The sequence below is a fragment of the Aurantimonas sp. HBX-1 genome, from assembly GCF_021391535.1.
Classification (GTDB): domain Bacteria; phylum Pseudomonadota; class Alphaproteobacteria; order Rhizobiales; family Rhizobiaceae; genus Aurantimonas.
This window is the reverse complement of sequence record NZ_CP090066.1, coordinates 3,315,184-3,328,712: the sequence shown is the minus strand read 5'-3', so window position 1 is coordinate 3,328,712 and position 13,529 is coordinate 3,315,184. Positions and strand designations below refer to the sequence as shown.

At 68.4% G+C, this 13,529-nt stretch carries 11 protein-coding genes; 3 read left to right on the top strand and 8 right to left on the bottom strand.

Annotated features, from left to right (window positions below; genetic code table 11):
* Nucleotides 1-28: 28 nt before the first annotated feature.
* A complete protein-coding gene (locus LXB15_RS15840; RefSeq protein WP_233949356.1) occupies nucleotides 29-2,143 on the top strand; it encodes a 3-hydroxyacyl-CoA dehydrogenase NAD-binding domain-containing protein in 2,115 nt (704 codons plus the stop codon).
* A 60-nt stretch (nucleotides 2,144-2,203) separates the two neighbouring features.
* On the opposite strand, the gene LXB15_RS15835 is transcribed toward LXB15_RS15840, so the two are convergent.
* Nucleotides 2,204-2,869: a hypothetical protein gene (locus LXB15_RS15835; RefSeq protein ID WP_233949355.1), complete on the bottom strand. Its 666-nt coding sequence runs from the start codon at nucleotides 2,867-2,869 to the stop codon at nucleotides 2,204-2,206.
* 116 nt (nucleotides 2,870-2,985) lie between these two features.
* A complete protein-coding gene (locus tag LXB15_RS15830) occupies nucleotides 2,986-3,825 on the bottom strand; it encodes a fumarylacetoacetate hydrolase family protein (protein WP_233949354.1) in 840 nt (279 codons plus the stop codon).
* 148 nt (nucleotides 3,826-3,973) lie between these two features.
* Between LXB15_RS15830 and LXB15_RS15825 the strand changes: the two genes are divergently transcribed.
* On the top strand, nucleotides 3,974-5,782 hold the full coding sequence (locus LXB15_RS15825) for an acyl-CoA dehydrogenase (protein ID WP_233949353.1): 1,809 nt from the start codon (nucleotides 3,974-3,976) through the stop codon (nucleotides 5,780-5,782).
* On the top strand, nucleotides 5,779-6,516 hold the full coding sequence (locus LXB15_RS15820) for a crotonase/enoyl-CoA hydratase family protein (protein WP_233949352.1): 738 nt from the start codon (nucleotides 5,779-5,781) through the stop codon (nucleotides 6,514-6,516). The genes LXB15_RS15825 and LXB15_RS15820 overlap by 4 nt, the downstream gene beginning before the upstream one ends.
* A gap of 632 nt (nucleotides 6,517-7,148) precedes the next feature.
* Here LXB15_RS15820 and LXB15_RS15815 read toward each other — a convergent pair.
* The 6 genes from LXB15_RS15815 to LXB15_RS15790 form a co-directional block, all read right to left on the bottom strand.
* A complete protein-coding gene (locus LXB15_RS15815; RefSeq protein ID WP_233949351.1) occupies nucleotides 7,149-7,847 on the bottom strand; it encodes a DedA family protein in 699 nt (232 codons plus the stop codon).
* Nucleotides 7,848-7,947: 100 nt separating this feature from the next.
* Entirely contained in the window at nucleotides 7,948-9,174 is a 1,227-nt protein-coding gene (locus LXB15_RS15810; protein WP_233949350.1) for a class I SAM-dependent RNA methyltransferase, read from the bottom strand.
* On the bottom strand, nucleotides 9,171-9,935 hold the full coding sequence (locus tag LXB15_RS15805; protein WP_233949349.1) for a TlyA family RNA methyltransferase: 765 nt from the start codon (nucleotides 9,933-9,935) through the stop codon (nucleotides 9,171-9,173). The genes LXB15_RS15810 and LXB15_RS15805 overlap by 4 nt, the downstream gene beginning before the upstream one ends.
* A 60-nt stretch (nucleotides 9,936-9,995) precedes the next feature.
* Complete coding sequence (dxs, locus tag LXB15_RS15800) at nucleotides 9,996-11,912, bottom strand: 1-deoxy-D-xylulose-5-phosphate synthase (RefSeq protein ID WP_233949348.1); 1,917 nt, start codon at nucleotides 11,910-11,912, stop codon at nucleotides 9,996-9,998.
* 251 nt (nucleotides 11,913-12,163) lie between these two features.
* Nucleotides 12,164-12,436: an exodeoxyribonuclease VII small subunit gene (locus LXB15_RS15795; protein WP_183207555.1), complete on the bottom strand. Its 273-nt coding sequence runs from the start codon at nucleotides 12,434-12,436 to the stop codon at nucleotides 12,164-12,166.
* A gap of 58 nt (nucleotides 12,437-12,494) precedes the next feature.
* Nucleotides 12,495-13,421 (bottom strand): histone deacetylase family protein, encoded by a 927-nt coding sequence (locus LXB15_RS15790; protein WP_233949347.1) that lies wholly within the window; start codon nucleotides 13,419-13,421, stop codon nucleotides 12,495-12,497.
* Nucleotides 13,422-13,529: the final 108 nt, after the last annotated feature.

Sequence of the window (13,529 nt, the reverse complement as noted above, 5' to 3'; positions counted from 1 at the left end):
GTCCCGACGAGAAGACGAGAACAAGCCCATGAGCCGAATGCTCGCCGCCCTTTCCGACCAGGCCCTCGAACTCGGCCCCGCACGCGCGGCTGAACCGGAGGGAAACTGGCGCTGCGCGACCGATGCCGACCACGTTGTCTGGCTGGTGCTCGACCGGCCCGGCAAGTCGGTCAACACGATCGACCGCAGCGTCATCGAGGAACTGGCGGCTCACATCGACCGGATCGCCGAGCAGCGGCCGACGGCCCTGGTGATCCGTTCTGCCAAGCCGTCCGGCTTTGCGGCCGGCGCCGACATCCAGCAATTCGCCGGCGCCTCGACCGCCGAAATCAGCGCCATGCTGGAGGACGCGCACCGCGTCCTCCACCGGCTGGCGCAGCTGCCGATGCGGACCATCGCGGTGATCCACAGCCATTGTCTGGGCGCCGGCCTCGAACTGGCGCTCGCCTGCGACCGGCGCATAGCGACGCCGGAATCCAGCCTCGGCTTTCCGGAGGTGATGCTCGGCCTGCACCCCGGGCTCGGCGGCACCTACCGCGCCACGGCGATCGCCGATCCGCTCGAAGCCATGACGATGATGCTGACCGGCAAGCCGGCACCCGCGAAGAAGGCCAAGGCCATCGGCCTCGTCGACACGGTGGTGGAGGAGCGGCACGTGCGCGCCGCCGTTCAGGCGGCGATCCGCGGCGAGCTCGAACCGGCCGGCGGCAGCTTCAAGGCACAGGCGTTCTCGCTGCGGCCGGCGCGCGCCCTGATGGCCAGCCAGATGCGTCGCAAGGCCGCCGACAAGGCGCCGAAGGAGCACTATCCCGCGCCCTACCGGCTGATCGATCTCTGGGAGGAGCACGGCGGCAACGCCAGGGCGATGCAGGCCGCCGAGATCAAGAGTTTTGCCGAGCTGATCGAGACCGAGACGGCGCAGAATCTCGTTCGCGTGTTCTTCCTGCGCGAGGCGATGAAGGGGCTGAAGCAGGGCTCGTCCGCGATCAGCCGGGTGCATGTTGTCGGCGCCGGCGCAATGGGCGGCGACATCGCCGCCTGGGCGGCGCGCGAAGGTTTCCACGTGACCCTCGGCGACGTCGCCAATGCGCCGATCGGCCGCGCCATGAAGGCCGCGACCAAGATGCTGACGGCCACCCTGAAGGACCCGCTGAAGATCCGCGACGCGCTGGATCGTCTGACGCCGGACCCGCACGGGCTCGGCATCCGCCACGCCGATCTGGTCATCGAGGCGGCGCCGGAGCGCCTCGACGTGAAGCGCGGCATCTTCGCCGCGATCGAGCCGCAGCTGAAGACCGGCGCGCTGCTGGCCACCAACACCTCGGCGCTGCCGCTCGAGGACATCGCGGAGGGGCTTGCCGATCCTTCGCGGCTGGTCGGACTGCATTTCTTCAACCCGGTCTCGCGCATGCAGCTCGTCGAGATCGTCCGGCACGACCGGATCAGCCCGGAGACCGCGCGGCGGGCGACGGCCTTCGCGGTCGAGCTCTCGCGCCTGCCCGCGCCGGTCGGATCGGCCCCCGGCTTCCTGGTGAACCGGGCGCTGACGCCGTACATGGCCGAGGCGCTGCTCATGGTCGACGAGGGCATCCCCAAGGAACGCATCGACAAGGTCGCCGAGGATTTCGGCATGCCGATGGGCCCGGTCGAGCTCGCCGACCAGGTCGGGCTCGACATCGCGCTGGAGGTCTCCGCGTCGCTGCGCCAGCGCCTCGGCGTGCCATTTCCCGACAGCCCGGCCTGGCTGGAGAAGCTGGTCGCGGAGAACAAGCTCGGCCGCAAGAGCGGCGCCGGCCTCTACGAATACGATGCCGACGGCAAGCCGAAGAAGCAGCGGGTGGAAGCCTCGCCGCAGGACACGACGACGGACGCCGACCTGCTCGACCGTCTCGTGCTGCCGATGCTGAACGCCGTCGTTGCCTGCCTCAGGGAAGGCGTCGTCGAGCGCGAGGACATCGCCGACGGGGCGATGATCTTCGGCACCGGCTTCGCGCCGTTCCGCGGCGGGCCGATCCACTACGCCCGCCAGCGAGGGACAGGCGAGATTACGGCAAAGCTGCGAGCGCTGGCTGAAAAGCATGGTCCGCGTTTTACGCCGGACGACGGCTGGGAAATGCTCATGGGGTGGTCGCAAACTCACTGATCGCGGATTATCGATAATCCTACTAGGATCGCGAGGCGGAAAATCTCACGGCCAAAGATCTTATATCCAGCGCCAGTTTATGTGCATCTCTTTCGTAGTAGGATCAATAAAGGCGGAAATCGAAAAATTCCGCTGAACAAGAAATCGACGCCCTCCTAATTTTCCATACGAAATTGTAACATCAATCTGTCCATCATAGGCTTTCCGTTCCAAAATTGGTCTAGGCGGATTCATCTGGATTGCTGAGTCCCTGAAATGACTCGCCGAATTTGGCGCGATTACTCCGCCTTTATTGGCAAAATTTTTGGTAGTGCCTACCCTGTCGGCAAACCTTGTATCGATTTTATCGACCGTAAACTCCATCGGGAAAAGAGCGCGATTGCTCAGTGTGACCCCAATTTGAACCCCTTCAATCTCTATAGGATCACTGCTTTCGTCGCTGCTGACCCAGATTGTGGGCTCCACAATATCGAGCTTTCCATCTGCCGACGTTCGGTCGATCCATTCGTTTAGCCGCAGCAGTCCGTGAGTGAGAAAAGCAAATGACGCTAACGCGCTCACCCATACCCAGAGCAACGGAACGTTGCCCGCTATACCCAGAACCGCTGCAATCACTGGACCAACAAGGGGCCATATAAAGTGCTGGACCGGCTGCCATGTCAGTAAGCCGTGTAAAGCTTCGGTCTCCCGAAGCGCGCGGAACAATTTCTTTATCGTTTTGAACATGCGCCACCTAACCCAACCTCTGGACTCTTTGTCGAGTCGGTGTCGCGATTACTCCACGTGTTTGATGTCTGACCGGTCGGAGAAAATGTCCGCCTAAGCCCCGCCGAACGAGAGCCTTATAGCGTCGTGCAGACATAGTCCTGCGTGCCGAGGCCGGTGCCTCCCAGCGTGATCCGGTCGCCGGCGCGCAGGAAGCGCGGCGGGTCGTAGGAGAGGCCGACGCCGCCGGGTGTCCCGGTCATGATCACGTCGCCGGGCTCCAGCCGCATGAAGCGCGAGATGTAGGAGATGAGATAGGGCACCTTGAAGATCATCTGCCGCGTGTTGCCGGTCTGCTGGCGCTCGCCGTTGACGTCGAGCCAGAGCTCGATGTCGTCGTGGTTGATCGCGTGGGGCGGCACCAGCCAGGGTCCGAGCGGGGCGAAGGTGTCGTGCGACTTGCCCTTCGTCCACTGGCCGCCGCGCTGCAGCTGGAAACTGCGCTCGGTGAGGTCGTTGGCGAGAGTGAAGCCGGCGACATGACGCAGCGCCTCCTCGACCCGGACATATTTCGCGACCCGGCCGATGACCACGGCGAGTTCGACGCCCCAGTCGACGCGGCTCGCCATGCGGGGAATCTCGATCGGATCGTTGGGACCGGATGCCGCCGTCGCCGCCTTCAGGAACAGCGTCGGCTCCGGGTTGATCTTGAAACCCGCGAGTTCGGCGCTGTCGCCGTAGTTCGGTCCGACGCCGATGATCTTGCCGATCCGCCGCACCGGCTTGCACAGGCGCACGCCCTCGGCGACCAGCGGAAGCGTCGTGCGGTCGTAATCGGCCAGGCGGCTGAGGGCGTCCGGGTCGAGCGATTCGCCTTCCAGGGAGGTGACATGGTCGCTGAGATCGCGGATGCGGCCATCATCGTCGATGCAGCCGGGACGCTCGACGCCCCGGTCCCCGAACCGAACAAACCGCATGAATGCTACTCCCTGTCCCTGACACGCAAATGGCGCCGGAGGTGGTTCGGTTCCTTGCGATACTTTGACGATTACGTAAGATGTCTAACGATTGCCGCTGGCTCAACGAGGCGCCGGCGCGCTGCACGAATCTTGGGAGATTTCGCCGATGTACAAGGCCCCGATTGCCGACATTGCATTCGCGCTGGAGCAGGTCGCCGGCCTCGGCCCAGCCATGGACCGCGGGCTTCTCGGCGAGCTGACGCCGGACCTCCTGCACGCCGTGCTCGAAGAGGCGGGCCGCTTCGCCGGCGAGCGTGTCGCGCCGCTGGCGATGACCGGCGACCGCGAGGGCACCAGCGTCAGGGACGGCGTCGTGGTCACGCCGGCCGGCTGGCGGGCGCTCTACGCCGACTGGATCGGCGGTGGCTGGAACGCACTGACCGGACCCGAGTCGCATGGCGGCCAGGGCCTGCCGACGGCGCTCTCGGCGGCTGTCTTCGAGATGTGGAACTCCGCCTCGATGGGCTTTGCGATCGGCCCGACGCTCACCGTCGGCGCGGTCGAGGCGCTCGAGGCGCACGGGTCGGACGAGCTGAAGAGCCGCTACCTGGCGAAGCTCGTCTCGGGCGAGTGGATGGGCACGATGAACCTCACCGAGCCGCAGGCGGGGTCGGACCTTGCGGCGCTGAAGGCGCGGGCCGAACGCGCGCCGGACGGCACCTACCGGATCTTCGGCACCAAGATCTACATCACCTATGGCGAGCACGACTTCACCGACAACATCGTGCATCTCGTCCTTGCGCGCCTGCCGGACGCACCGGCCGGCGTGAAGGGCATCTCGCTCTTCCTGGTGCCGAAATTCCTGCCCGAGGCGGACGGCTCGCCCGGCCGGCGCAACGACGTGTTCTGCTCGGCGGTCGAGCACAAGCTCGGCATCCACGGCTCGCCCACCTGCACGATGATCTACGGCGACGGTTTCGTCACTGGCGAGGAGGCGGGGGCCGTCGGCTGGCTGGTCGGCGAGGAAAATCGCGGCCTCGCCTGCATGTTCACGATGATGAACAACGCCCGCCTGCTGGTCGGCATCCAGGGCGTCGGCGTCGCCGAGGCGGCCTGCCAGCAGGCTCTCGCCTATGCGAGGGAGCGCCGGCAGGGCCGCGCGACGCGCCTCGTCGCGGCAGGCGGTGCGCCGGGGCAGATGAGCCCGATCGTCGACCATCCGGACGTCGCGCGCATGCTGCTGACCATGAAGGCGCTGACCGGCGCGGCGCGCGCCATCTGCTACGCCTGCGGCCACGCCACCGACATGGTCCGCGCGCTCGCCGCCGATCCCGACGAGGCAAGCGCCTGGAAGGAACGCGCCAATCTCCTGACGCCCGTCGCCAAGGCCTTCGCCACCGATATCGGCGTCGAGGTCGCCTCGCTCGGCATCCAGGTGCACGGCGGCATGGGCTATGTGGAGGAAACCGGCGCCGCGCGGCTGCTGCGCGACGCGCGGATCGCGCCGATCTACGAGGGCACCAACGGCATCCAGGCGATCGACCTCGTTCAGCGCAAGATCGGCCAGTCGGGCGGCGCCGCGGTCGCGGCCTATCTGGCCGAACTGGCGGAAACGGTCGACGCCGTCGCGGCCCGGAACGAGCCGGATTTCGGCGCCACCGGCGCGGCGCTGGCAGCGTCGCTGGGCGATCTGCGAGCGGCGACCGACTTCCTGAGAGGCTGCGTCGCCGAGGGCGACGCCGACACGGCGCTTGCCGGAGCGACCGCCTATCTACGCCTGTTCGGCCTCGTCGCCGGCGGGGCCTATCTCGCCAAGGGGGCGCTGGTGGAACCGCTGCAGCCGGAACGCGTGGCGCTCGCCCGCTTCATGGCCGAGAACCTTCTGGCCGAGACGGCGGGGCTTGCCCGCCGCGTTACTACTAGCGCCGGCAGCCTCGCCGCCGCGCGAGCCCTCCTCGAAGGGGATGCACGATGAGCGACCTGATCGAAACCGGCATCGAGGCCGGCGTCCTCACCGTCCGGATGAACCGGCCGGACAAGAAGAACGCCATCACCGGCGCGATGTATCGCACCATGGCCGACGCCATCGCCGGCGCGAACCACGACGATTCCGTCGCCGCCGTGCTGATCTGCGGCGCGCCGGGGACGTTCACGGCCGGCAACGACATCAAGGACTTCATGGCGGTGGCGATGAGCGGCACGCCGCCGCGCGACGCCTACGACTTCCTCATCGCCCTCGCGACGGCGAAGAAGCCGCTGGTCGCCGCCGTCGACGGCATCGCCATCGGCATCGGCACGACGATCCTGATGCACTGCGACCTTGCCTATGCGACGCCCGGCTCGACCTTCCGCACGCCGTTCCTCGATCTCGGGGTGACGCCGGAGGCCGGCTCCAGCCTGATCGCGCCGAGGATCATGGGCAACCAGCGCGCCTTCGCGCTCCTCGCGTTGGGTGAGACCTTCGACGCCGAGGCGGCGCGGCAGGCGGGGCTGGTCTATGCGGTGGTCGAGGACGCCGAGGCGGCCGCCTCGGACGCCGCGCGCCGGCTGGCGAAGAAGCCGCCGGAGGCGCTGCGCATCGCCCGCGACCTACTGCGCGGCAGCGAGGAAGAGATCGTCCGGCGGATCGACCTGGAAATCGGCCACTTCACCGAGCGCCTGTCGTCAAAGGAGGCCAAGGCCGCCTTCATGGCCTTCATGTCCCGGTAGGGCCGGCCGGGGCGGGGCGCGGCGGCTTACGCCTCCGGCCGGCCATCGGCCGCTCCCTCCCTCACGGCGTCATCCCCGGGCTTGACCCGGGGACCCATGCCTCCGCACGGAAGCTGCCGGGGCTGGGGAAAGGGAGATGCAGTTGCGGCTCGAAAGCTCCGGCTGGATCCTCGGGACGGTGCCCGAGGATGACGACGCGGGGGGATGACCTGACGTCTTGCCGATGGTGGAGACCAATCCGGCGCTCAGAGGGTTACCCATCAAATGCACCACGAGCGTGTCGCCGACGACCCTGTGCGCCACGGTACATCGCCGCGACGAGGCGCCTGTCCGCCCCGACGACGATAGTGCGCCTGCGCTCATCGACGTCGTCATCCTCGGGCCCCGTCCCGAGGATCCAGGGGCTCAGGTCGGCGATCGGCCGCTCCCTGCCTTCTGGCGTCATCCCCGGGCCTGACCCGGGGACCCATTCCAAATCATCCGAGCCGCGATAACGGCATAGTCATCGGGCGGTCGGAACTCTGCGACGTTCCACGGGAGCGGCGGTTGCGGCGTGAGGCATGGGTCCCCGGGTCAAGCCCGGGGATGACGCCGGGAAGGGGGTACTGCCTGCTCGTCGATGCTGCTGCTCTTCATCCACGCTTCCGACCGTCATCGATGCTGCCCGGCATCGGACCGTGACTCTCTCGCCCGCCACCCTCGTTCTTGATGCCGTCGACCGGCTCAGACCCTCCGGTCCCCGGCTCCTCCGCGTCGGCGCGGAACAAAAACCGGTACGTCCCGACGCAGCCGACGAGGCAGATGCCGGCGGCGATGGCGATGATCGGCCAGGTGCCGTGCTCGGCGAAGAACAGCCGGAAGGCCGCGCCGAAGGCGTAGGCGCCGAGGCCGTAGGCGCCGGCCCAGAGCGCCGCGCTGATCGTGTTCAGGATCAGGAATCTCGGCCAGCTCATGTGCATCGTGCCGGCGACGAAGCCGTTCAGCTGGCGCAGGATGATGATGAAGCGGGCGACCAGCACCACCCAGATGCCGTAGTCCTCGAAGCGCTTCTCGACCATCGCGAAGCGGCGCTCGCCGAGGCCGACCTTCTCGCCCCAGCGCACCACCATGCCGCGGCCATAGCGGCGGCCGAGAACATAGCCGAGATTGTCGCCGACCACCGCACCGATCGTGGCGGTGAGGAACACCGCGCCGAGGCTCAGCGAGCCTTCGCCGGCCAGCATGCCGGCTGCCATCACCAGGCTCTCGCCGGGCAGCGGCAGCCCGGTCGATTCCAGCAGGACGACGACGAACAGGAACGCGTAGCCGTAGTGGGTGAGGTACTCGGTCACGGTGTCGGGTCAGCTCGTTGCGGGGATGTGGCACGCCCGATCGGCAGGCAGATTGCGGCTCGCACGAATGGCCGGGGACGGCAAGCCTCTCCGGCCGAACTCAGCGCTCCAGCAGGGCGACGACTTCGACGTGGTGCGACCAGAGGAACTGGTCCACCGGCGTCACCGAGGCCACGCGGTAGCCGCCGTCGGTGAGGATGCGCAGGTCACGCGCCAGGGTCACCGGGTTGCACGAGACGGCCGCGACGCGGCGCACCGTGGAGGCCGCGAGTTCCTGCGCGACGGCTTCGGCGCCGGCCCGCGGCGGATCGAACACCACGCCGTCGTAGCGCTTGAGCTCCCTGGCCGGGATCGGCCGGCGGTAGAGGTCGCGCTTCTCGGTCGTCACCGCCTTCAGCCCGGCGGCCCGGCGCCATCCGGTGTCCAGCGCCGCGAGCGCCGCCGGGTCGGCTTCCACGGCGTGGACCGCGGCCTGCCGGGCGAGCCGCAGCGAAAACGTGCCGCAACCGGCGAACAGATCGGCGACGCGGCGGGCACCGGCGAGATGGCCCTCGACCAGCGTCGCCATCGCCGCCTCGGCCGAGGCCACGGCCTGGGTGAAGGTGCCGGCCGGCAGTTCCACGGAGACGCCGTCGAAGACCAGCGTCGGCGGCCGCGTCATGATCACCGTCTCGCCGCCGACCGTGAGGCGGGCGAAATCCTCCGCCAGGGCAAGTTTCACGGCGTTGCGGCGCAGCGACTCCGAAAGCTTCGCCGCGTCAGCGACGACCACGTCGAGGCCGGTCGCCGTCGCCGTGACGGTGATCCGCAGCGGCCGCTTGCGGTCGACGAGCAGGCTCGCAAGCCGACGCAGCGCCGGCAGCGCCCGCTCGATCGCCGGCAGCGCGATGACGCAGACGGTGATCGGCACGATCCGGTTGGATTCCGCGGCGTTGAAGCCGAGGACGACACCCTCCTCGACGCGCGCCGCCGACAGCACGACGCGCCGGCGCGATCCCGGCAGGCAGGGCACCACATCGGCGACCTCGGCATCCACGCCCTCGCGGGCGAGCGCCTTGAGGATGAGGTCGCGCTTGAACAGGCGGTAGAGTTCGTCGTCGGCATGCTGCAAGTCGCAACCGCCGCAAGCGCCGAAATGCGGGCAGGGCGGGACCTGGCGATGCGGCGATACCTCGACGACCGTCGTCGTCCGGAACGGCGTGCCGGGACGCTCGATCGCGACGGTTTCGCCGGGCAGCGTGAACGGCACGTAGACCGGACCGCCGGCGGTCTCGGCGACGCCGTCGCCCTTGGCGCCGAGATGGTCGATGGTCAGGTGGCCGTTCACTGCTTGACCCCGGCCAGCAGGAATTCGTGATTGCCGTCGCCGCCGGCGATCGGCGAGGGGATCAGGTCGACCGCCCGCCAGTCCGGCTGTTCGTCGAGCCAGGCGCGCACGGCGTCGGCGACGGCCGGCGCGCTGTCGGGATCGCGCAGCAGGCCGTTCTTGGCGATCGCCTCGCGGCCCGCCTCGAACTGCGGCTTGACCAGGAACACCGCGTTGGTCCCCGGCTCGGCCAGCTCGAGCGCCGGCGGCAGCGCCAGCCGCAGCGTGATGAAGCTGACGTCGGCGACGAGAAGGTCGAAATGCCGGCCGCCGATGTCCTCGCGCTCGAGGTCGCGGGCATTGAGACCCTCGATCACGGTGACGCGCTCGTCAGCTCGGATCCGCGGATGCAGCTGCCCGTGCCCGACATCGATCGCCACGACATGCGCCGCGCCGCGGCGCAGCAGCGCTTCCGTGAAGCCGCCGGTGGAGGCGCCGAGATCGACGGCGGTCCGGCCGGCGACGGCGATCGCGAACGTGTCGAGCGCGAATTCCAGCTTCAGCCCGGCGCGCGAGACGTAGTCGGCGGCCGGGTCGTCCAGCGTGATGACGCTCTCGGGCGGAACGTTGAGGCTCGGTTTGGTGACGGTCAGGCCGTCAACCTTCACGTGCCCGCGGCGGATCGCGTCGCGGGCCCGTGCCCGGCTCGCGGCGAGGCCCCGTTCGCTGACGAGAGTGTCGAGGCGGACGCGGGATAGATGCTGCTCTTCGGTGGCTGCCATGGCGAGGTCATGCGGGGCGGCGACGAAAATGGCAAGCGCCGATCGCGGGCGGGTCCCGTCTCAGGCCTGCATCACCCGACTGGCCTGCGTGCCGAGGGCCCGGAAGACCGCGTCTACGATGCCCTGCCTGTCGAGGCCGGCGAGCTTGATCATCGCCTCCGGCGAAGCGTGGTCGACGAAGCGGTCGGGCATCACCAGCGGCCGGACCTTCAGGCCGCGGTCGAGCAGGCCGCTGGTTGCCAGATACTGCAGCACCTGCGAGGCGAAGCCGCCGCTGGCGCCTTCCTCGACGAGGATCAGGACTTCGTGATCGCGCGCGAGCCGCCCGATCAGATCGGTGTCGAGCGGCTTGGCGAAGCGGGCATCGGCGACCGTCGTCGATAGGCCGAAGGATTCCAGCTCCTCCGCCGCCGCCACGCTGTCGGCGAGCCGGCTGCCGAAGGAAAGGATCGCGACCTTGGTGCCCTCGCGCAGGATGCGGCCCTTGCCGATCTCCAGCGCCACGCCCCGGTCCGGCATCTCGACGCCGGTGCCGTTGCCGCGTGGGTAGCGGAAGGAGATCGGCCCCTCGTCGTAGAGGACGGCTGTGCGGACCATGTGGCGCAGTTCCGCCTCGTCGGCCGCCGCCATGACCACCATGCCCGGCAGCGGCGCCAGGAAGCCGGTGTCGAACGAGCCCGCATGGGTCGGGCCGTCGGCGCCGACGAAGCCGGCGCGGTCGATGGCGAAGCGCACCGGCAGCTTCTGGATCGCCACGTCATGGACGATCTGGTCGTAGGCGCGCTGCAGGAAGGTCGAATAGATCGCGGCGAAGGGCTTGTAGCCCTCGGAAGCCAGCCCGGCGCAGAAGGTGACGGCGTGCTGCTCCGCGATGCCGACGTCGAAGGTGCGGGTCGGGAACACCGCCTCGAACTTGTCGAGACCCGTGCCGTTCGGCATCGCGGCGTTCACCGCGACGATCCTGTCGTCTTCCTGCGCTTCCTGGATCAACGATTCGGCGAAGACGGCGGTGTAGCTCGGGGCATTGCCCTTGGATTTGGCCTGCGTCCCGGTGATGACGTCGAACTTCGACACGCCGTGATACTTGTCGTCCGAGCTCTCCGCCGGGGCGTAGCCCTTGCCCTTCTTGGTGATCACGTGGACGAGGATCGGTCCGGTCTTGGCATCGCGGACGTTCTTCAGCACCGGCAGGAGATGGTCGAAATCGTGCCCGTCGATCGGCCCGACATAATAGAAGCCGAGCTCCTCGAACATCGTGCCGCCGGTGAAGAAGGCGCGGGTATATTCCTCGGTCTTGCGGGCCCCTTCGCGCATGAACTCCGGCAGGCGCTGGGTGATGTGCTTGGCCCGGTCGCGCAGCGTCCGGTAGGTCTTGCCCGAGACGAGCCGGGCGAGATAGGCGCTCATCGCCCCGGTGGGCCGGGCGATCGACATGTCGTTGTCGTTGAGGATGACGATCAGCCGCGCGTCCAGCGCGCCGGCATTGTTCATCGCCTCGTAGGCCATGCCGGCGCTCATCGCGCCGTCGCCGATGACCGCGATGACGTTGTTGCTGCCGCCGGAGAGGTCGCGCGCCACCGCCATGCCGAGGCCGGCCGAGATCGAGGTAGAGGAATGGCCGGCGCCGAACGGGTCGTATTCGCTCTCGGTGCGCTTGGCGAAGCCCGACAGGCCGCCCTCCTGGCGCACGGTGCGCATGCCCGCGCGCCGCCCGGTCAGCAGCTTGTGCGGATAGGCCTGGTGGCCGACGTCCCAGATCAGCCGGTCCTCCGGCGTGTTGAAGACGTGGTGGATCGCCACCGTCAGCTCGACGACACCCAGCCCCGCGCCCAGATGGCCGCCGGTCCGCGACACCGCATCGATCAGGTCCTCGCGCAGCTCGTCCGCCACCTGGCGGAGCTGGCTCTCCTTGAACCGGCGGAGGTCGGCAGGGGAGGCGATCTGATCGAGCAGCGGGGTGTTCAACTCGTGGGACACTGAATCAACCTTTCAGAGGCCATCGGGACGGCAGGAACTCGCTTACATCGGTTCCAGATTGCATCGTTCAAGCCGGACGGTCCACCGAACTGGACACGAAGAGCGTAACGCCGGAGGTTTGGGGCGGGTAGTGGGGAACCTGGCGTCTTCGCGAGGACGAAACGGACGCGACCGCATCGCCTTTCCGTCGCCGGAACCAGAACCGCGTCGCGGCCGCTCCTTCGGCCGAAGCGCCGGGCGCTCGGTGCGCGTCAGCCCGGATCGAGCGGCTCGGCGCCGACCGGCTTGCCGGCGCGGTTGAGCTTGATCTTCTCGACCTTGTCCTCGGCCGCGGACAGCAGCCGGTCGCAATGGTTCTTCAGCTTCTCGCCGCGCTCGTAGATGCGGATCGAGCGGTCGAGCGGCACGTCGCCGCGCTCGAGATCCGAGACGATCCGCTCGAGCGACGCCAGCGCCTCCTCGAAGCTCATGCGCTTGATGTCGGAATCGTCGCTCGGCAGCGCGGCTTCTGGTGTGTCGGACATCGGTTCTCGTCGTTGGTGGTGGTTCGGCGCGGCGATCGCCACTGGGCAGGCCGCCTGTTCAGCCGGTCATCAGCCGCTTCACGTGCGCGGCGGTGGACACGGCCAGTCCCTGCAGGTCGTAGCCGCCTTCGAGCAGGCTCACAAGCCGGCCCCCCGCATAGCGGTCGGCGATCTCCATCAGCTCGGCCGTCGCCCAGTCGAAATCCCCTTCGGTGAGCCGAAGGCTGCCGAGCGGGTCGCGGTAATGGCCGTCGAAGCCGGCCGAGACGATCACCAGCTCCGGCTCGAAGGCCCGCAGCGCCGGCAGGATGCGCGTCTGGAAGGCTTCCCGCAGGATCTCGCCGCCATCGCCGGCGGCGAGCGGCGCGTTGACGATGTTGCCGGCGCCGGTTTCGTCCTTGGCGCCCGTGCCGGGATAGAGCGGCATCTGGTGGGTCGAGCAGTAGAGTACGCTCGGGTCGGACCAGAAGATCTGCTGCGTGCCGTTGCCGTGATGGACGTCCCAGTCGACGATGGCGACCCGCTCCAGCCCGTGCACGGCCTGCGCGTGGCGGGCGGAGATGGCGGCATTGTTGAACAGGCAGAAGCCCATCGCCACCGCCGTCTCGGCGTGGTGGCCGGGCGGACGCGCCGCGACGAAGACGTTGTCGGCCTCCTTGGACATGACGTCGTCGACCGCCGCGACCGCCGCGCCGACGGCGCGGAAGGCGGCGGAAAAGCTCTTCGGGCTGACGATCGTGTCGCCATCGACCCGGACCAGACCGTCCTGCGGAATGGCGGTGGCAACCTTGCGGACGTAGGCTTCCGGATGGCAGCGATAGATCGCCTCGAGCGAGGCTTCCGGCGCCTCCGCGCGGTCGAGATGCTGGAAGCATTCCGCCTCGAGCGCGGCATAGACCGCGCCCATGCGCTCCGGCCGTTCCGGATGGCCGGGGCCGGTCAGATGCTCGGCGAAGACCGAGTGGTGGTAGAGGCGCGTCGTCATGGGCGCGCGGCGACCGGGCTCGTACGCTGGGTCATCCGGTCGTCCTCCTGTTTCGTCACGCCGCCCCTCAAGGGCTAGCCCGTTGCGGGTCCGTTATCAATCGCATCC